Raw genomic sequence first — 19,635 nt, 5'->3', positions numbered from 1 at the left:
ACCCGGCCAAGCGCAGGGAACCCGCACCACAAACCTCATAGCGTCACAACCGTCTCACTGGACTTGAAATCTTCCGCGGGGGCCGCCGTGATCAGAGAGTGGACCGCCTTGCCCGATGGAAGATCCCATAGGCGCACCCCCGTCCCGCCCGCGGAGGCAAGCATGACCTCGCGGGACTTGAGGTACAGAGGAGCAAGTGCCGTCACGGAATCACCTGGAATCGTGATCCTCTGTGGCAGCCCGAACAAGCGGCTCTGCTTGTTCCCTGGCCAGAGCCAGAGTCCGTCGTAGGAGGCCGCGGCCAGGTAGAAGCCCTGCCTCGGCGTGGGGATGACGCACAGTGCGCGGATCCAGGATGGATCGTTGAACTCTTCCCGGCCGACAAGGCACCGGGTCTTCAGATCCCACAGCAACAGCCTCCCTCGCACGGCCGCGGCCAGTCGGCCGTCAGGCAGTGCGGTCATGCAGGTGATGTCGTCCGGGGAGTTGCCATCGGGCAGGGGGAGATCGTGGGATTTGGTGCTGTCGTGCAGCCAGACGCCGCTCCTCGCGGCCGTGATCACGCCGGGCTGCACGCCGTCGACGAATGCTGTCGTGCACCAGACCGCCTCCCCGGTCGGGATGCGCCTCAGGGCCTGTTGCCGCTCCATGTCCCACAGGGTCATAGCCTCGGAGCTGGCCACGGCGAGGATCGGTTCGGTGGGTGAGGGAATCTGTCGTACGCCGCGAATGCCTGGGAACGGGTGCTCCTTATAGAATCTGCCGCTCTTCGCATCGAAGAAGGTGATCCGGCTGTTCGCGGCCACCGCCAGCAGGCCGTGTCCGTAAAGGCGGCCGTCTTCCACGTGACAGAGGCTCCCCGGGCGTGCCGGTGGGTGGACAACTATGACGGGGCGTCCTGCGCGCGCCTTGGGTGTCGTCCGCCCTCGCGCGACAGATCGGGCGGCAGACGGCGGGGGGCTTTCTTGTCCCGGGACGGTCAGCCGGATCCCCTCCTTGCCGGCGGTGGCCACGGCCCATGGACGGGTACGTCCGCCGACTCCGGCGATCGCGTCCACCTCCGATACCGGAAATTCTGCCAGCAGTGGCCGGGACGCTCCCGCGAAGTCCAGCACGCTCAGGGTCCGTCTGCGTACGACGGCGAGCACAGGGTGTCCCTGCGGGCCTGTCACCGAGGCCAGCCGACTGGCCGCCCAGGGGATCCGGTCGACCTTCTCGCCGGTTTCGGGGTCCCACACGTAGAGGCCGTGCTTGACGCCGTGAGAGGTCACCAGCAGGTCGTAGCCTTGCGGTCCGCGCACGGCGGCCATCACATGGCCCTTGAAGGAGCCGCCCAGGTCCAGGAACTCCGGTTCGGTAGGGCTGTTGACGGGGTCCCACAGGTGAACGCCGGCCCGCCGCCCGCCGTAGGCGATCCGCACCATGCCGTCCCGGCCATGCAGCACGACCGAGTTGTCGGGGCGGTGAAGCGGCACCGGGTAGGGGACCAGCTCGGGCCGACCGTACTCGCCCGGCCGCCACAGCTGCAGGCATTCCTCGCTGAGGAACGCGACGAGCCAGCGGTCTTCTCCTTGGCAGAGCACTCTCACCTCGCCGCCGCGCAGGCCGTCTTCGCGGGCCACGGGGCGGCCTGACAGCGGGTCCCAGACTCTCGCGCCGTGGTGGTCGGTGGAGATCAGGAAAACCCGGCCGCTGCTTCCGGCGAGGGGGGCGAGGCCACTCGTGCGTACTCCGCTGATGCTGGAGACAGACCTTCCCGTCCCGCCGTCCCAGACCCGGACCCCGTCATAGCTCGCCGACGCCACGAGCGCACGCCCATCGGGAAGACCGAAACCATGCAGAGCCGTCACCCGGCCGACTGCCTGAGCAAGCACGTTCGCCGCGGGTATCCAGTCCGACCAGGCCGGAGTGAGCACTGGTGGTTCGGGTACTCGGGCCGGGTGGCCGAGGGGGAGCGTGCCTTCTTCGGGGGGTTGCCCGCCCAGTGCCTCCCTCAGGAAGACGATGCTGTCCAGCCGTGAGGCGGTGTCGGTGGTCTCGTCCACGTACGGCTCGACCAGCGCGGCTGCGGTCACGTTGCGCCGGGTCAGATCATAGACAGGCAGTGGGAGTTGGAGTCGGCTGCGCAGTTCCCCGGAGGTTTCCCGGGCCAGCATTCCTGCGGACAGGTGCTGGTCGTCCAGTACACCGGCGGCGTCGGCGTGGGCAGCCAGGTGACGCAGGACGTACGGGTGGGGGGCGTGTGGTCGGTCGCGTTCGGCAAGTTCCCCCAGAGCCTCGGCGATGGCCCGGTGTACCCGGCGCGTCGTGGGCAGCGGCCGTACGCCGCCCACGACCTCGATGTCGAGCAGCTGGTCCGGCTCGGTGAGCAGCTTCTCCGCAACCCGCTGGTGCACAGGCCGGTAGACAGTGCGGCCATCTTCCTGGCCCTCCGTCAGGTACCCGACGAGGCGGCTTGAACGGAACGTTCGAACGGCTTCGTCCAGGTCCAGGTCCTCGGCGTCTTCGCCGCGACCGTCCTCCGCGAGTATGGCCCGCACGACGGCGGGCCATACCTCTGCCCAGGGCAGACCGGCACCGGGGGCGAAAGCCGTGGCCCGCAGCACCGTTAGCAACAGGCGCGCCGGCGTCCCCGTATCCCGCGCGACATGTTGCAGGTCCTCGCGCAGCAACCCCGTCGTACCGTCCTCGAGCCGCTCCAGCCACGCATCCTCGTTGAGGTCCTGGACGGTCGGGGCGGCGCGCAGCTGGGCTGCGGCCAGGCGGGCGTCGAGGAAGGACGGCCACACTCCCTCCGCCACAATGCGCGCTGTGGCTTCCGCGGTGTTGACCCGGTCGCGGTAGGGGCTCGTGCCGCTCAGGAGGAGCGAGGTCACGTAGGCGCTGATGTCCGTGTGTGCCTCTGACTGGTCGGTGCGGAGCACATCGTGGGGGACATCCTGCAGAGTGTCCTCCTGGAGTGCGCTGAGCAGCGTCGCGAGCAACTGGTCGGCGTCCTCATCGAGGTCGGTGGCGTAGCCGTCGAACCCGATGGAGCTCCGTATGCCGAGCAGCAGGCGCACGCGGTGGCTCCGCGCCAGGGGGAGGACCACGTCGGCGATGCACGCGGCCGGGTCGGCGGCCTCGTCCAGTCCATCGAGCACGACGGTGACGCGTGCGCGTTCATCGAGGTGTTGCAGGAGGACAGGCAGCAGTGGTGCGTCGTCATCGGGAAGAGGGAGACGGCAAGCGGCAAACAGGTCCTGGAGGAGAGTCATCGAGGTTTTGGCGCGGGCCAGAAGCGCGATGTCCACAGCACCTTCGGCTGGGCGCACGTCCTGCGGGAGAGCTTGCGCCATGGAGGCGAGGTCCGGATCCGCGAGGAAGTCTGGATCACTCAACGTCACGAGCCGAGCCAGCAGCGCGGACTTGCCAGAACCTGCGGTTCCCGTGACGACCAACACACCGGTTCCGGAGCGGGTGAAGGAGACCAAACTGCGCATCAGCGTAGCCCGGCCGCTGAAGTACCAGCCCGGATCCTGGTCGCTGGTCCTGCCCGAGGCCCGCGAGGTCCAGTACGCGAGGGTGTGGCGCGAAAGCGATACCTGGACCCGCGGGGCGGATACCAGTGGCTCGGCCGGCCGGTAGCGGGGGTTGGGGAGGCAGGCACTCGGCACGTCCCGTTGACGGTGGGGCCACAGCCACTGCGGTTCCATGCGCTGAGGATCCTGCGCACTGGCCTGGTCCAGGAGCTTGCCCCACTGCTCGAAGGAGAGGTGGGAGCCGACGATGCCGAGCGACTCGTCGCCGAGTCGGGCCAGCACCCGCGAGATCACCTCGCTGAACTCTCCTGTGGCTGGCTGCTCGTGGAGGTCGGCGCTCGCCACCACGGCCACCGTACGCGTGGCCCGTCGTTCGGGGCTCATCTCAGACACGATCGAGGCGACATCCTCGCGCAAGGCCCCGGCGAAGCAGGAGTCCACGAGGACCAGCACATGCTCGGCCGGGCTGTGCAGAGCAGCGGACACGATCTCCCGGGTGGGAAACGCCGTCCTTTCCAGGGCGTCTTCCTTGGTGTACGCAAACATGAGGTAGTGGTTGCGGGCGCCAGTGCTCATGCCATGGCCAGTCACGTAGACGACGAGAGCCTCATCCGCAGGGGTCTCCACGAGGTCCTGCTCGGCCAGAAACCGCTTCAGATCCTGCACTGAGTGCAGATCGTCGGCACGAGAGACCGTGAACCGGTGCTCTTCGGCCAGGACGGGTGAGGCGAGCCAATCGGTGACGACGGATACCTGAGCCCTGATAGCCTGGGTGAACTCCGCGTTGCCTTTCTTGTAGTCGTCGACGCTTACGACCACAAGCCGCCGCCCAGCCGTCACCGGCTGCTGGTCCCCCTGCACGAGCACCTCACTGGATCTCTAAATCCTCCCCAGGCCCACACGATACGATCTGCGCGCCGATGGGGCGGACAGGGGGGCAGCAGCATGAACGCGACCACCGAGGCAGGCGCGCACATCGTCGGTGTTCACGGCATCGGCCAGGGAAGGACCAACGAGATCCGCCTCGCGTACGACTGGGGCAACGCACTCAAGCGGGGTCTGACTCGGAAGTACGGCCCCCACACCGTCATCCCCAGCGTGACGGTGCCCCACTACACAGGTCTTTACCGCCCCGCCGCCGTCGGCGGCGACAGGCATCTGGGGCCTGGCGACGTGGAACTGCTTGACGCGGACGAACCGATGGGCGCGGACGAGGAGGACTTCGTCATCCAGGCCCTCACGGCCTACGCACCGGGTCCGCTTCCCGAGGCACGCTCCCACCAGGGCACTCTCGGCGCTCCTCTGCCTTACATCCCCAATGCGGTATCCCGTCGCCTCGCGGCGGCGGACGCCCGCCATGGACGGGGGGCCGGGGCAAAGGTTCTGGTCCTGGTCCGGCAGGCATACCGCTACCTGCACGACGAAGAACTCGGTCAGCAGATCCGCAAGGTGATCCGGGCCGAGATCGAACGCTCCGGAGCGCGCGCCCTCATCGCTCACTCGCTCGGCAGCGTCATCGCGTACGACTTGCTTCAACGCCGGGAACTGCAGGCCCCCGACATCCACACCCTGATCACCTGCGGCTCCCCGCTGGGCTGGCTCACCATACGCCGCGGCCTTCCGGGCGACGCCCACCTGAGCGTGCCGGAGCCGCTCCATTGGCATAATTTCCACGCCGACGGAGACCCTGTAACCGGAGGAGCGGGCCTCGCGCACGTTGTGACGTCCGGATCACTCCTCGACACCCGCGTCAGCAACGGCATCGCTGCCCCCCACGACGCCGTCCGATACCTGTCCCAGGCCCCCCTCGCCGACACAGTCGCTACGCGGACCGCCACTTCATAGAGGCGTCCGTGACAGCTGTGGCCGATGGGGCGTCAGGCGTGGCACTGCTGTACTCCGGCTCGCCACTGTCGAGGACGCGGAGCAAGGACGCGGTGACGACGCGTGTGCTGCGGCCGATGCGCAGCACACGGCATGGGAACTCCCCGCGGCGAACCAGGTCGTAGCCCTTCGCCCTTGAGAACGGGTCTGTACGGTGAGTGGTGTAACTCCCGGGGAGTGTTCAATGATCGGCGGATCCGATGATCAAGGAGACGCCAGATGAGCGACACCACCATCGAGCAGATACCGGGCAGCGAGCCGACAGTGGAGGCCGTGCCGGCGAGTGATGAGCAGTTGGTCGCGATGCTCGTGGACCGGGCCCGCAGTGGGGGTCTGCAGCTGACCGGGGAGGGCGGGCTGCTCCAGCAGTTGACCAAGCGGGTCCTGGAGTCCGCCCTGGAGGGCGAGATCACCGATCACCTCGGATACGAGAAGCACGATGCCGAGGGCCGGAACAGTGGCAACAGCCGCAACGGGACGCGGGCGAAGACAGTGCTGACCGATGTCGGCCCGGTCGAGGTCAAGGTGCCTCGGGATGTGGCGGGTTCGTTCGAGCCGCAGATCGTCAAGAAGCGGCAGCGGCGCCTGTCCGGCGTGGACGAGATGGTGCTGTCGCTGTCCGCGAAGGGCCTGACACACGGCGAGATCTCCGCCCACCTGGCCGAGGTCTACGGTGCGAGCGTGTCCAAGGCGTCCATCACCACGATCACCGACAAGGTGATGGACGGGATGGCGGAATGGTCCAACCGCCCGCTGGACTCCGTCTATCCGGTGCTGCTCGTGGACGCGATCAACGTCAAGATCAGGGACGGGCAGGTCGCGAACCGTCCGATCTACGTCGTCATGGCCGTGACCGCCGAGGGCCACCGCGACATCCTGGGGATATGGGCCGGTGACGGCGGCGAGGGCGCGAAGTACTGGCTGAGCGTGTTCACAGATCTGAAGAACCGGGGCGTCGACGACGTCCTCATGCTGGTCTGCGACGGGCTGAAGGGCCTGCCCGAGGCGGTGGAAGCCGTCTGGCCCCGGACGACTGTCCAGACCTGTGTCGTTCACCTGCTGCGCAACAGCTTCCGGCACGCGGCCCGCCAGGACTGGGGCAAGATCGCCAAGGCGCTCAAGCCCGTCTACACGGCCCCGAACGAGGCCGCCGCGTCCGAGCGGTTCGGCGAGTTCCAGGAAGCCTGGGGCAAGAAGTACCCGGCGGTCATCCGGCTCTGGGAGAACGCCTGGGCCGAATTCGTCCCCTTCCTCTCCTTCGACGTCGAGATCCGCAAGGTGATCTGCTCGACGAACGCGATCGAGTCCGTCAACGCCCGCATCCGCAAGGCCGTCCGGGCTCGTGGCCACTTCCCCAACGAGGCCGCGGCTGAACCGTTCCGGGTTCGGTAGGGACTCGATCGTTTGAAAGGATCGAGTTATGGCACGTCCTTCCCAGTACCCGTTTGAGCTGCGCCGTCGTGCGGTGCGGATGGTCGCCGAAGTGCGGCCGGAGTACGACACCGAGTGGGCCGCGATGAAAGCGGTAGCCCAGAAACTGGGCATCGGCACGACCGAGACGCTCCGGAAGTGGGTGCGGCAGGACCAGGTCGACGCAGGCGTGCGTCCTGGCGTGACCACCGAGGAATCGGCCGAGCTGAAGCGGTTGAAGAAGGAGAACGCCGAGCTGAAGCGTGCCAACGAGATCTTGAAGGCGGCGGCGTCTTTCTTCGCGTCAATGCCAAAGTCTGGGACACGGGCCCACGGGTAGTGACACAGTGGCAGGCACCGGCGGGGCTGGCTCGTTTCTTTGCTGCCCCGGCAACGGTGGCTTGTCGGCGATGTGCCGCCCCGCCGGCCCAGGTCTCCGCCACGGAGTGGCCTGATAGGAGCGTGCCGCGCGAGCCCGATTGAGGCGTGCCCCCGCGGTGGAGACGTCCATCGACTCTCCATCATGCTGCGGAGGTTTCCGTGCACGTCGTCGGCATCGACGGTCACAAGAAGACGCACACGCTGGTCGCGGTCGACCCGCTGGGGCGCAGGGCGGGCGAGGTCACGGTCGCCGCCACCCCGGCCGGTCACGCGCAGGCGATCAAGTGGATCGCCCAGTTCGGGCAGGTCCTCCTGGCCATCGAGGACTGCCGCCACCTGACTCGCCGGTTCGAGGCAGATCTGCTGCTCGCCGGCCATGCCGTGGTTCGGGTACACACGCGGCTCATGGCCGGAGCACGCCGCTCAGCTCGCGAACGGGGCAAGTCCGACCCGATCGACGCCGAAGCGGTGGCGCGGGTGGCGCTACGCGAGCCCGACCTGCCCCGCGCCAGCCTCGCTGGACCCGCGCGTGACGTGAAACTGGTCGTCGACCACCGTCGCCGTCTCGTGCGAAACCGCACCGCTGCGGCGAACAAGCTGCGCTGGTTCCTGCACGAGATCGACCCTGAACTCCCCGTCCCCTCCCGCGGCTTACGACGGTTGTGCGTGTTCGACGCGGTACTCGCGGCGCTCGGCGACCACGAGGGCGTCGTTGTCGAGATCGCACGCGACCTGGTCGGCGAGTGCCGTCGGCTGACCGAGCAGATCAACGCCCTGGAGGCGCGGCTGCGCAAGCTGGTGGAGACGTTGGCGCCCTCGCTGCTGGCCATCCCTGGGTGCGGCGTGATCAGCGCGGCCGTCATCATCGGTGAGACGGCCGGCGCCGCTCGGTTCAAGTCCAAGGATGCGTTCGCGCACTTCACCGGAACCGCCCCCATACCGGTCTGGTCCTCGAACAAGGTCCGAGTCCGCCTCAACCGAGGCGGGAACCGGTCCATCAACCACGCCCTTCACATGATCGCGGTCACGCAGGTCCGACGCGGCGGCGAAGGGGCCGACTACTTCGCCAAGCAGCTGGCCCGCGGAAAGACCCCCAAGGAGGCGGTGCGCCTGCTGCGGCGCATCTCCGACCGCGTCTTCCGGGCTCTGCTCGCCGACGAGAGCGCTGCTCAGCCGACTGCGACCCCGCCTGACCTGCCGGTTCTTCTTGCGGCTTGACATAGGAGCATCGCCGAGCTCGACCGGCCACACACACGCTCGTAGCGTTCATCGACGAGCACAAGGGCCGCTTCGGCGGCGTCGAACCGATCTGCCGCCTGCTGACGATGCACGACTGCAAGATCGCCCCCTCCACCTACTACGCCCACCACAAACGCCAGGCCGCGCCGTCCGCCAGGACCGTGCGAGACAGTGAGCTGAAGGAACTGATCCAGCACGTCTACGACACCAACTACCGGGTCTACGGGGCGAGGAAGATCTGGCGGGAGCTGAATCGGCAGGGCCAGGCCGTGGCCCGCTGCACCGTCGAGCGCCTAATGCGCGAGCTCGGCATCACCGGGGCGGTCCGCGGCAGACGCGTGATCACCACGCTTCCCGGCGGGCAGACCGACCGTGCCCCGGACCTGCTGGACCGCGACTTCGTCGCCGGCGCCCCGAACCGATGCTGGGTCGCGGACTTCACCCATGTGAAGACCTGGGCCGGCGTCGTCTACGTCGCTTTCGTCGTGGACACCTTCTCCCGCCGGATCGTCGGCTGGTCCGCAGCCACCGTGAAGGAGACGGTCTTCGTGCTGGACGCCCTGGAGATGGGGATCTGGCAGCGTGAGCCTCCCCTCGTAACGTGGAGACCGTGACCGGAGGGATAGTTCAGGGTCGTGGGATCCAGGAAGCGCATCTATAACGCGGAGTTCCGCGAGGGGGCGGTACGGATCGTGACGGAGACGGGGAAGCCGATCCCGGAGGTGGCCGAGGAGCTCGGCGTGCATCCGGGGGACGCTGCACAGCTGGGTGTCGCGGGCCAAGCGCAACGGCTCGCCGTCGTCAGACACGCCTGTCCAATCGGCGGTGGCGGGCTCGGGTGGCCGGTTGCGGGAGGGCGAGCGGGCGGAGCTGGAGCGGCTGCGGGCCGAGGCGCGGGAGAAGGACAAGCGCATCCGTGAGCTGGAGATGGAGCGTGATGTGTGCAAGCGATTCGTGGCCTTGTGGGTGAAGTAGCTGACGCGGACCCGGCCGTGGCGGTCGGGGTGATCAGCAGCTGCAAGGCCGAGCAGAAGATTCCGCACCGCGTCGCGTGCCGGGCTTTGGGCGTGTCCGAGTCGTGGTTCTACAAATGGCGCGACCGCGCACCGACCGCCCGGGAGGAGCGCCGGCAGCGCCTGGCGGAGGAGATCGAGGAGGTCTTCCACCGGTCCGGGGGCACCTACGGCTCGCCGAAGGTGTTCATCGAGCTGATCCGGCGCGGCTGGCGGGTCTCGGTGAACACGGTCGCGAAGTTGATGGCCGAACTGGGTCTGGCCGGACGCGAGATCCGTCGTCGCCGGTCGCTGACGAAGCCGGGCAAGCGGCCCGCGGCCCCGGACTTCGTGCGCCGGGACTTCACCGCCGAGGAGCCGGACCTCGTCTGGGCGGGCGATATGACGGAGATCGACACGGGCGAGGGCAAGCTCTACCTGGCCACCGTCATCGATCTGTTCTCCCGTCGCCTGCTCGGCTACGCGATGGCCGACCGGCACGACGCGGAACTCGTGGTGGCCTCGCTCAACATGGCCGCGGCCACCCGCGGCGGTGACGTCCGCGGCGTGATCATGCACACGGACAGGGGCAGCGAGTACACCTCCCGGCGCTTCAAGCGGGCCTGCCGCCGGCTCGGCATCGTGCAGTCCATGGGCCGAGTTGGATCTTGTTTCGACAACGCCGTGAGCGAGGCGTTCAACAGCGTCCTCAAGGTCGAGTACGTCCACCGGCACACCTTCCGCACCCGCGCCGAGGCCCGGATCAGGATCGCCGCCTGGATCACGGACTTCTACAACGCTAGGCGGCTACACAGCGTGTGCGGGTTCAAGAGCCCGATCGACTACGAACGTGACTACCGAGCCACTCTGACCGAGGGACTGGCCGCATAGATCGTCTCCACGATTCGAGGGGATTGACATACCCGCCCCGACCGGCAAGATGCCGGGTTCTGGCCTGAGCGCCGGCTCTGGAGTTGAATCGGCCGATGAACATGTCGTCCCGAGAGATCCGCCTGCCTGTCAACGAGGTCGTTGCCGTCCTGCAGGATTTGAACGAGTTCGTGGTCTCCCTTGATCGACTCGGATCTCGTCAGGCAGACGGAAGCGCCGACGAGCACACCGTCGGCACGTTCATCGATGACTCGGATGTCGCCCGGCGGTTGGCCCACGCCTGCCACGTCATCAGCGTCGCGCTGGATGCGCAGCTGAGCGAGGCAGACAACGCCGAGATCGACGCCCTGTGCGAACAGGGCCGCTTCTACGGCAGCCCCTCCACTGATCAGTCCGCCTGAGACAGCCAGCGTGAACGTGGCCTGGTCTGCAAGATCACGATCTACAGCTGGAGTATTATGCCGATTGTCGACTGAAAGGTCGACCAACCCACGTGAGTCAGGACTCGCGCCTCGCCCGATTCCTCAGCCACACAGAGACCAGCCGGCCGTCGGCCACGCCCACGCCCGTGTCAGTCGCGATCAGGGTCACGGCCCCAGGCCGACGGTTCGGCGCGACGGCTCGCACCCAGCCGGACACGGGATCGAATTCGGTCCGCCATCTCTCTCCCCCGTCGAACTCGACGGGAACGCCAGGGGCAAAGGGTTCATCGGGCGTAAGGAACACTCTGCCCGGGACCAGATCCGGCGGGGTGAACTGTCCAGTCTGCCACTCGCCCCAAGCAGCAGTGCCTCGGACGTAGAGCAACTGCTCTGTCGTGATGCCCACCTCGAGCTGCAGGTCGCCGATCCGCACACTCGTGGATCCGTCAGCGCCGGCCCGCGTCATCTTTTCAGCTCGGTCGCCCGCTTCACAGAGGAACTCGATGTGCCCAGAATCAGTGAACAGAACGCGCCCCCTCAGCGGCTCTCCATGCTGTTCGGCCCGGGCAGTCAAGTGTGTGACCCCATGCGCGGCTGCCTTCGGTTCCGTCCCGTGTTCCGCGTTCGCTCGCAGGGCGATGCTCAGGCCCGCCATGCGAGCGAGGGACTTGGCGCGCGCCACGAAGATCTCCGGGTAATCCATCGTAAACGTCACGTCAGCCGGATAGATCACCGAATCGACATACCCTGGAAACTGGTCACGCAAGGCCAAAAGGACGTTGGACAGGGCCGGTTCCTGAAGGTCACCCAGAAATAGATATCCGGAGAGGGCGTCCTCGGTCAGCCACTGCGCTGCGTTTTTGTCGGGGACCCGCGCAAGAATAAAGGTGACGACATCATCGAAAAGACCGCTGGTCGCGAACCAGTTGAGGTCTTCCGCGACTCCCCAACCCGGCAGTGACACGATCTTGGACATGGAAACCCTTCAGGGTGACAGAGAGCGAGAGGATCGGATGGAGCGGCTTGGTGCGGCAGGCGCCATGGCGGACGCCTGCCGCACCAAGCCTTCGACCGGTCAGGTGTGGTCGCCTACGTAGAATATGCGAGCCTGATCAGCTTGGGGCAGTCCCTTGACTGCTGTCTTGATCTCGCTGATCTGTTCAGCCGTGTACGTGAAGACGTCTACCGGCACGAACGAGACGAATCTGCCACTCTTCTCCGTTTTCAGCAGATGACCCTTGATCGCATTCATGAGCTGCGGGACCTTCAGGTACTTTGAGGGCGAATTGCCGACCGCGTCGTAACCTCGGCCCTTCTGGTCGTACCACTCCAGGTCTCCGCTCGGATCCCGCTCGAGAGTAACACCGCGCTCGGTCTCCACTCGTATCGCAGACTGCATCTCACCCGAGTTGAACTTCATCCCCTTCGCCGGGTCGACGCCGAGCGAGAACCTGCGCATGTACTCGACCAGTCGGGCTTCAAGCGTGCTGCGGGCAACCTTGACCCCTTCGACGGCTGCGAGATGCTCCGCCATGCCGGCTTCCAGCGCAGCCATGGTCGCCGCATCCGCCACCTTGAGGCGGTCCATCGCTTCCTCGACACTGACACCGGTGCTCAGCGCCTCCTGGAAAGCTCTGGCCGCCTTTACCGCGTCCTCGATCTTCTTGCCGGGGATGAACGTGGCTGCCGCCCATGCGCAGCCGCTGGCACTGCCGTGCCAACAGTCCACGATGTCGTGGGTGAGGATGCCCCAGGCGACCTTGGCGATGACCTTGCTGATGCCCTCGATGATCTCCAGCTTGCTGAAGTAGCGGGTGATCTCGCGTTTGAGGTTCTTGAAGGGCTTAGTGTCCAGGTACACGGTGTCCGTCTTGGGACAACCTGCCGCAGTGGCCGGCACGTTCGGATTGACGCACAGGTAGAAGCTGACTGTGGCATTGAAGTGCAGGGTGAACTTCACCGTGCAGCCGCTGAACCCCGGCTCGATGACACAGTCGTTCTCAGGCTGCGGGTCCCCGATCGGCTCTATCTTGTCCACGACGAAGAACACGCCGCCGACCCCTGTGCCGGCGCCTGTGGAAACCTGCTTGTTGGCCTGCTGACGCTCAGCGGACTCTGCGGCTGCCTGGGCATCTTCCGCGTACTTCTGAGCATCCTTGGCGTACTGCTCCGCATCGGCCGCCGCCTGGTCGGCGCGGTCGGCGGCAGCTCGTGCGTCCTTGGCCGCCTGTTCTGCTGCGGATGCCGCGTCGCGGGCGGCTTGGGCGTCGAGTTCCGCCTGGTCGGCGGCGTCCCGCGCCTGCTTGGCGTAGCCTTCGGCGCCGGTTGCCGCGGTGTCTGCGGCCTTGGCCTCGTCGGCTGCCTGCTTGTCGTAGGTGACGGTGCGGGCCACTGATGCGGTTGCCGCGGCTGCGGAGGTTGCCGCGTCGGCGGCGTAGTCGAGTGCTTGTTTGGCGTAGGCGCGTGCGTCGGCCGCGTATCCGGCGGCGTTCGCGGCGTGCTGGTATGTGGCCTTGGTGTCCGCGTCCGCCTGGTCGGCGAGCCTCTGGGCGGCGGATGCCGCGTCGGCCGCGCTGGTGGCGTGGGCCTCGGCGACGGCCTGCTGCTGTTGGGCGATGGTCTTGGACGCCTGCCCGGTCAGGACGACGAGTCCGGCCGCGCTGTCGGTCTGGATGTAGGGGGAGCCGATCTGGATGGCGTCGTTTGCGGGCTTGGCGACCTGCTGGGCTGCCGTACTCGCGTCGACAGCTGCTTGCGCGGTGATGTAGGCGTACCCGGCGGCCTTGGCCGACGCCGTGCGGGCCTTGCCCGCTTCGGTCTTCGCCGTGTCCGCGTCCGTCTTGGCGGACTTGGCCTGAGATTCGGCCTCGTCAGCGTCCTTGACCGCCTGTTTTGCCTCGCCTGCCGCGTCTTGGGACGCCTGGATCGCGTCGGCGGCCGCGCTGGTGGCGGTCTTCACGTCGGCGTCGGCCTTCAGCTTGGCGGCATCAGCGGCGTCGGCGTCGGAGCGGGCTCGTTTGGCCGCTGCCTCCGCCTTGGTGGCTGCCGCGTCGGCATCGGCCGCTGCCTTGGTGGCGGCGTCCGCTTCGCTGCGTGCCGACTTCGCCGCCGCTTCGGAAGCGGTGGCTTGCTTGTCTGCCGAGTTGGCTGCTGCACGTGCGGCGTCGGCAGCGTCTCCGGCGTCCAGGGAGGATGCGTAGGCGTCCTTCGCGTCGGCCTTGGCCCGGTCGGCGTCGGCCTTCTGCTCGGCGTTCCACGCGTCGTCGCGCAGGTCCTTGGCCTTCTTGGACGCTGTCTCGGCCTCGGTCCGCTTGGACTGTGCCGTGGCCTCGGACTTCTTGGCCGCAGCGTCGGCGGTCTTGGCCTTGGTCGCGTAGCCGTCGGCAGCAGACTTGTGCTGGGCGGCTTCGGCTTCCTTCTGCTTGGCGGTCTCCTTCTGGGCCTTCGCGGTGGCCTCTTCGGCCTCGGCATGAAGGCGCTTGGCGTGCGCGGTGGCGGCGGCGCTCTTGGCATCGGCCTCGGCCTTCACCGCGTCGCCGAGCTTGGACTTGGCGGCGGCCGCGTCCGCCTTGGCATTGTCGCGGTGTGTCTTCGCCGCGTCGGCGGCCGCCTTGGCCTGCGCCTCGGCCTTCTCGGCCGCCTTCTTCCGGAACTCGGCCTTGACCTGCGCGGCCTGCGCCAGCGCCCGCTGCGCGATGGTCCGGCTGTCCCCGGCGGAGGCCCGGGTGGCCGCCTCAGCGGTCTCACCGGCCTTCACCATGGCCTGAAGTGCCGCCGCGGCCCCCTGGGTGACCTGCGCCTTCTGCTCACCGACCAGCAGCCCTCGGCCTCGCGGGGCGCCGTTGCGGTCCGCGATGCCGTAGGCAGTCTTCTCCGCGGTGTCCGAGGCGGCCGCAGCGTCCGCGGCCGTCGTAGCCTGCATCTTGAGGATGCCCAGCTGCGTCTTCGCCTGCGCCTTCGCGTCACTGACGGCCTGGGCCGCCTGGTGGAACTGGGACGAGGGCGGAACGTCGCCGTCATGACCGGACGGCTTGATGTCGAACTGCTGGGGACCCGACCCGTTGCAACCCCACAGCCACGCGTTGTAGCCGTTGGTGTACTTGTGCAGGTCCAGGCACATGCTGGTGCCGGCGTTCTTCAGGGCCGTAGTGGTGTTGGTGCGGAAGTCCCAGGTCTGAGCCGGGCTGCTGTTGCAGTCCCAGATCTGGATCTTCGTCCCGTCGACCGCGTTGTCATGCTGGATGTCAAGACACCGCTGGGACTTGGTGTTCTCCAGGTGGAGGCCACTGTCGTCTCCGTAGACCGTCCACTGCTGCGCTCCACTCCCGTTGCAGGTGTAGATCTGCACGGGGGTGCCATTGCCGGTCTTTCCGCCCTCGACATCCAGGCACTTACCACCGGCGGCATGGAAGGCGACCGTGAGCGGCTTGTCTCCGATCCAACCAGGGCCGCCCGCCGACCAGTAGTCCTCCCAACGCGTCGCGCGGTCGGCGACCCAGGACTCGCCCAGCAGGTCACCCAACGCCTTCGCGCCGGCCTGCAACGCCGCCGTGGCCTTCTTGTTGGCGTCGAAGACCTGATTGCGCTGCGTGGCCTGCGAGGCGATCTCCTGCTGCCACTCGGCGGTCGCTGCGGCAACCTCCTTGCCGAGCACACGGTTCGGGTCCACGGGGTTGTGCCAGTTACACGAGGCGAAACGACGCTTCAGGTCCTCCACCGCGATCCGGAACTCCGCAGTGCCCTCCTTCGGCGCGGTGCGCGGGAAGCCACCAGAGGCGAAGAAGATCCGGGCGTCGTCGTCCCAGACCGGAGCGTTGAAGGTGGTGTAGTTCGCCCACGCCTGCTGTTCGGCGGAGGAGGCGGCCGAACCCTCTCCGTACAGGCTGTTGCCGAGATCGGTGAACTTCTTGACCGTCGCTGCATCCGCCTTGACCGACGGATCGGCGTAGAAGCCGCCCTCGTCGGTCCAGTACCGCTCACTGATCCACTTAGTGATGCCGGTCTGGTCGAAGAAGTTCTCGCCACCGCCCGAACCGCCGGGCACCCAGTGGAAACCAGCGTCCGTGAACCCGGCCGGCGTATTGAGCCCGTTCAGCGGCTTCTGCCACACGCCGGTCAGACCACCCAGACGCGTGAGTTCCGCGTCAGCGGCCGCCTTGTCCTTGCCGAAAGCGCGGCTGAGCGGGGTGTCCTTCCAGTACTCCCGGTCAGCCAGCGGGTGCAAGTCCTGCGCCGACTTGTCCAGTGCATCCTGGGCGGTGGTGTACATGGACTCACCGCCCATACGGACCGCCTCGTTCATCAGGCACTGGTCCCTGCGGTACTGCTCGGCGGCATCCGCATCGAAGCCGTCGTAGGAATCAGCGACCGCCTCCGTTCCACCGCGTCCCACGACGTCGCGGGCCGCACCTGGCCGAATCGCGAGCGCCGCCAGAACGGCGACAGCCAGCAGGAGAACGAGCAGACGCGCGGTAGACCCGGTTCTACCTGGTCTTGGTATGGCAATGCCTGGTCTCAAAGACAAAGGGATCCCCTCCCGCCGGAGGGCAGCCCTCGAAGGCCATGGGGAACGGCTGGTCAGTGCCGGGCTCCATGGTCGGACACGTTCCCCCGGTCAGCGAAATTGACTGCGCATCATCAGATCAGTAGAGATCACTTACACGCAACAGTCACAAAATAAACACACGGTAACGATGCGGTGACAGGAACACAGAGACCCCCGCCGGAACGAGCCAGCAGGGGTCCACATCTGTCACAGCAGTCACAGGCGTGTCACCAACAGGGTCGACGCAGTTGCACCACAAGGACCTGACCAGGCACAACGCGCCCGACCTGGACCACATGGACGCCAGAAGACGGTTCCGCCTACCTGTGCCATGTGGTACCCAGTGAGGGCCCCAGGACCAGGACGGGAGCGTCTTCTGGCCCGTCGAAGCGGTATTGCAGGGTGTTCGGTGATGTCTCACTCACCCGCCCGACCCTCTCATCTGTCACCGCGGCCCCTATGAGCGGGGGCCCGGCTTCATCCGTTTGACCAGGTGGAAGACCTGCCGGGCCGCGTAGCGCTTGAGGCGACGGACGACTTCGACGGGTCACCGGGACGGCGCTCCCGGCACCGCCTTGCGCAGGGCGCGCCCGTACGCCGCCCTCCGCGTGGTCCTCCGGTCGAACCGCCCGCTCGCCGGGGAGCCTTGTGCGTCGGCCTGCCTCCGTTCAGGGAACATGCGCCGCCGGTGAACCCGGTGAACGCCCGTCCCACAGCGTCGTCCGGCAGGCGCCTCACCTCACGTGCCCGACCGGGGTGGGCGTCAACCCAACCAGGTAATACGTGGCTGAATGCCGGGTGGATGGGGTCGGGATGCGTTTTCACCTGATCAGGTCCGGGACCAATCCGCCCGGCGGGCAGAACCGGATTCCCCCCGTGAGGAACGAAGAGAAGGATCAGCGAGAACGGCCGGGCCGGCTCCGTGTGGCGCTGGGCGCGCTCAGCGGGCTGCTGTCCGGCTTCGCCGCGCTGGCGGTGGCCGAACTGGTGGCCGCGGCGGTGCGTCCGCAGTCCAGTCCGGTCATCGCCGTGGGCGCCGCGTCCATCGACGCGACGCCCGCCGCGGTCAAGGACTGGGCGATCCGCCACTTCGGCACCGACGACAAGCTCGTACTGCAACTCGGCATCCTCGCCGCGTTGACGGTGCTGGCCGTGGCCCTGGGCGTGCTGGCGGTGCGGTTCCGGCGGATCGGAGCCGCCGGGGTCCTTCTCTTCGGGGCCGTCGGCGCGGCGGCCGCCGTGGGCCGACCTGACTCGACCGGCTTCGCGGACACACTCCCATCCGTTGTGGGGGCCGTTGCCGGGGCGGTGCTTCTGTACGTGCTGGTGGGCCGCCTGACCACGGTGAGGCCGTCGCCGGTGTCGACGCCCGGGTCCGCGACCGGGCAAGCGGGCCAGGGCCGGCCGGTATCCACAGGCTGGGACCGGCGGGGATTCGTCCTCACGGCCGCATCAGCGGCGGCGGCCTCCGCCGTGGTGGGCGCGGTGGGCCGATCCCTGGACGCCTCGCGCGGCCGGGGCGCGATCGCCTCCCGTGACAAGCTCGTGTTGCCCTCCCCCACTTCACCGGCGCGACCGATCCCCAAGAGGGCCCGACTCCGTGTCCCAGGAATCAGCCCCTTCGTCACCCCCGACTCGGACTTCTACCGCGTGGACACCGCCTTGGTGGTGCCCAAGGTGGACGCCACCACCTGGCGGCTGCGGATCCACGGAAAGGGGGTACGCCGCCCGGCCACCTACTCCTTCGACGACCTGCTGCGCAGGGAGTTGATCGAGCGGGACATCACCCTGACGTGTGTCTCCAACGAAGTCGGCGGCCCGTACGTGGGCAACGCCCGCTGGATCGGTGTACGGCTGGCCGACCTGCTCGCCGAGTGCGGGGTCGCGCCTCCGTCCCGTGGAGGCCCCGCGGATCAGCTGGTGTCCCGGTCGGTGGACGGCATGACGATCGGCACTCCGGTCGAGGACGTCATGGACGGCCGCGACGCCATGCTGGCCTTCGGCATGAACGGTCGGCCGCTGCCCTTCGAACACGGCTTCCCGGTCAGGATGGTGGTCCCGGGCCTGTACGGATTCGTCTCCGCGTGCAAGTGGATCGATGACATCGAGCTCACCACGTTCGATTCCTATGACCCGTACTGGGTGAAGCGCGGCTGGGCCCGACGGGCCCCGGTCAAGACCGAGTCGCGGATCGACACCCCCAAGCCGTTCGCCCGGCCCAAGTCCGGCACGGTGATGGTGGCGGGGGTCGCCTGGGCCCAGCACCGGGGTGTCGACAAGGTCGAGGTCCGCATCGACGACGGCCCCTGGCAGGAAGCCGACTTGGCCGCCGAGGACACCCGCGACACCTGGCGTCAGTGGTCGCTGCCCTGGCGGGCCACCAAGGGCGGCCACACCCTCACCGTCCGCGCCACCGACCGCACCGGCGCGGTGCAGACCGACAAGCGCACTCGCACCATCCCCGACGGCGCCAGCGGACAGCACTCCGTCGTCGTGACCGTCGAGTGATCACCCCGTCGAGCGAACACCGCGTCTTGTGATCACCCGTCCCACCGCAAGAGCCCCGTGCTCTTCCCGAACCACCGCATCACGACACCACAAGCGCGGCCGCACCGTGCCGCGCCTTCCCACAGGAGAACATGATGAACACCCGTATCCGCCGTACCGCCGGTCTCTTCGCCGCGGCCGCCGTACTCCCTCTGGCGCTGACCGCCTGTTCGAACGGCAGCAGTGACTCCGGCAAGGCCGACTCCTCGGCGAAGGCGTCGGCCCCGGCCACGAAGAGCGGCGACGGCACGGGCAGCTCGACAGCGGCCGCGAGCACCATGGACCAGCCGTTCGGCCCGGCCTGTTCCGCCGTGCCCAAGAACGGCGCCGGCTCCTTCGACGGCATGGCGAAGGACCCGGTCGCCACAGCCGCATCCAACAACCCGGCGTTGTCCACGCTGGTCTCGGCGGTGAAGAAGGCCGGCTTGGTCGACACCCTCAACAACGCGCAGAACATCACCGTGTTCGCGCCGACCAACGACGCCTTCAAGAAGATCCCGAAGGCGACCCTGGACAAGGTCCTGAACGACAAGGCGATGCTGACGAAGATCCTGACCTACCACGTCGTGGGCCAGAAGCTCGCGCCGAAGGACCTCCAGAACGGCTCCTTCGACACGCTGGAGAAGTCGAAGGTCACGACCTCCGGCTCGGGCGAGTCGTACACCGTCAACGACTCCGCGAAGGTCGTCTGCGGCAACGTCAAGACCTCCAACGCCAACGTCTACATCATCGACACCGTCCTGATGCCCAAGAGCTGACCGCACCGCGAGTCAGGGACGCGCGCCCCGCCCGAGACACAGGGC

10 protein-coding genes and 5 pseudogenes are annotated in these 19,635 nt (G+C 67.6%); 11 read left to right on the top strand and 4 right to left on the bottom strand.

Annotation, left to right across the window (positions count from 1 at the left end; genetic code table 11):
* Nucleotides 1-35: 35 nt before the first annotated feature.
* On the bottom strand, nt 36-4,382 hold the full coding sequence (locus OFY01_RS25565) for an AAA family ATPase (RefSeq protein WP_266603685.1): 4,347 nt from the start codon (nt 4,380-4,382) through the stop codon (nt 36-38).
* 84 nt (nt 4,383-4,466) lie between these two features.
* On the opposite strand from OFY01_RS25565, the gene OFY01_RS25560 reads away from it, so the two are divergent.
* Nucleotides 4,467-5,366 carry a lipase family protein gene (locus OFY01_RS25560; RefSeq protein ID WP_266603684.1) on the top strand — a complete coding sequence of 300 codons (900 nt, stop codon included), beginning with the start codon at nt 4,467-4,469 and terminating at the stop codon, nt 5,364-5,366.
* Here OFY01_RS25560 and OFY01_RS25555 read toward each other — a convergent pair.
* Nucleotides 5,344-5,541: pseudogene (locus OFY01_RS25555) on the bottom strand (hypothetical protein); the annotation flags it as partial. The gene OFY01_RS25560 and the pseudogene OFY01_RS25555 sit on opposite strands and share 23 nt — an antisense overlap.
* Nucleotides 5,542-5,624: 83 nt before the next feature.
* Here OFY01_RS25555 and OFY01_RS25550 point away from each other — a divergent pair.
* The 8 genes and pseudogenes from OFY01_RS25550 to OFY01_RS25520 form a co-directional block, all read left to right on the top strand.
* Nucleotides 5,625-6,776: pseudogene (locus OFY01_RS25550) on the top strand (IS256 family transposase); the annotation flags it as partial.
* A 49-nt stretch (nt 6,777-6,825) separates the two neighbouring features.
* Nucleotides 6,826-7,146 (top strand): annotated as a pseudogene (locus tag OFY01_RS25545) (transposase); the annotation flags it as partial.
* A 209-nt stretch (nt 7,147-7,355) separates the two neighbouring features.
* Nucleotides 7,356-8,414 carry an IS110 family RNA-guided transposase gene (locus OFY01_RS25540; RefSeq protein ID WP_266603683.1) on the top strand — a complete coding sequence of 353 codons (1,059 nt, stop codon included), beginning with the start codon at nt 7,356-7,358 and terminating at the stop codon, nt 8,412-8,414.
* A 44-nt stretch (nt 8,415-8,458) separates the two neighbouring features.
* Nucleotides 8,459-9,049 (top strand): annotated as a pseudogene (locus tag OFY01_RS25535) (IS3 family transposase); the annotation flags it as partial.
* A 21-nt stretch (nt 9,050-9,070) separates the two neighbouring features.
* Nucleotides 9,071-9,136 (top strand): annotated as a pseudogene (locus OFY01_RS32455) (transposase); the annotation flags it as partial.
* Nucleotides 9,137-9,260: 124 nt separating this feature from the next.
* Nucleotides 9,261-9,410 carry a hypothetical protein gene (locus OFY01_RS25530; protein WP_266603698.1) on the top strand — a complete coding sequence of 50 codons (150 nt, stop codon included), beginning with the start codon at nt 9,261-9,263 and terminating at the stop codon, nt 9,408-9,410.
* Nucleotides 9,398-10,318 carry an IS3 family transposase gene (locus OFY01_RS25525; protein WP_266603682.1) on the top strand — a complete coding sequence of 307 codons (921 nt, stop codon included), beginning with the start codon at nt 9,398-9,400 and terminating at the stop codon, nt 10,316-10,318. The genes OFY01_RS25530 and OFY01_RS25525 overlap by 13 nt, the downstream gene beginning before the upstream one ends.
* A 95-nt stretch (nt 10,319-10,413) precedes the next feature.
* Nucleotides 10,414-10,719, top strand: a complete 306-nt coding sequence (locus tag OFY01_RS25520; protein WP_266603681.1) for a hypothetical protein — start codon at nt 10,414-10,416, stop codon at nt 10,717-10,719.
* 97 nt (nt 10,720-10,816) lie between these two features.
* On the opposite strand, the gene OFY01_RS25515 is transcribed toward OFY01_RS25520, so the two are convergent.
* Together OFY01_RS25515 and OFY01_RS25510 are read right to left on the bottom strand one after the other, a co-directional pair.
* A complete protein-coding gene (locus OFY01_RS25515) occupies nt 10,817-11,716 on the bottom strand; it encodes a hypothetical protein (RefSeq protein ID WP_266603680.1) in 900 nt (299 codons plus the stop codon).
* Nucleotides 11,717-11,815: 99 nt separating this feature from the next.
* Nucleotides 11,816-16,042, bottom strand: coding sequence for an RICIN domain-containing protein (locus tag OFY01_RS25510; protein WP_266603678.1), 4,227 nt, complete (start codon nt 16,040-16,042; stop codon nt 11,816-11,818).
* Between the two features lie 1,056 nt (nt 16,043-17,098).
* On the opposite strand from OFY01_RS25510, the gene OFY01_RS25505 reads away from it, so the two are divergent.
* Both OFY01_RS25505 and OFY01_RS25500 read left to right on the top strand, forming a co-directional pair.
* Nucleotides 17,099-18,793, top strand: a complete 1,695-nt coding sequence (locus tag OFY01_RS25505; RefSeq protein WP_407700423.1) for a sulfite oxidase — start codon at nt 17,099-17,101, stop codon at nt 18,791-18,793.
* Between the two features lie 134 nt (nt 18,794-18,927).
* Entirely contained in the window at nt 18,928-19,590 is a 663-nt protein-coding gene (locus OFY01_RS25500) for a fasciclin domain-containing protein (protein ID WP_266603696.1), read from the top strand.
* Nucleotides 19,591-19,635 lie beyond the last annotated feature (45 nt).

The sequence above is a fragment of the Streptomyces beihaiensis genome (assembly GCF_026274175.1).
In the GTDB taxonomy this organism is placed as follows: Bacteria; Actinomycetota; Actinomycetes; order Streptomycetales; family Streptomycetaceae; genus Streptomyces; species Streptomyces beihaiensis.
The sequence above is the reverse complement of the archived record's forward strand: the minus strand, read 5'-3'. Positions and strand labels throughout refer to the sequence as shown.

Excerpts from the sequence above, each read along its gene's own strand:
- OFY01_RS25515 (WP_266603680.1), bottom strand. The coding sequence starts at position 11,716 with ATGTCCAAGATCGTGTCACTGCCGGGTTGGGGAGTCGCGGAAGACCTC.
- OFY01_RS25500 (WP_266603696.1), top strand. The coding sequence starts at position 18,928 with ATGAACACCCGTATCCGCCGTACCGCCGGTCTCTTCGCCGCGGCCGCC.
- OFY01_RS25560 (WP_266603684.1), top strand. The coding sequence starts at position 4,467 with ATGAACGCGACCACCGAGGCAGGCGCGCACATCGTCGGTGTTCACGGC.
- OFY01_RS25510 (WP_266603678.1), bottom strand. The coding sequence starts at position 16,042 with ATGAACGAGGCGGTCCGTATGGGCGGTGAGTCCATGTACACCACCGCC.
- OFY01_RS25520 (WP_266603681.1), top strand. The coding sequence starts at position 10,414 with ATGAACATGTCGTCCCGAGAGATCCGCCTGCCTGTCAACGAGGTCGTT.
- OFY01_RS25505 (WP_407700423.1), top strand. The coding sequence starts at position 17,099 with ATGCGTTTTCACCTGATCAGGTCCGGGACCAATCCGCCCGGCGGGCAG.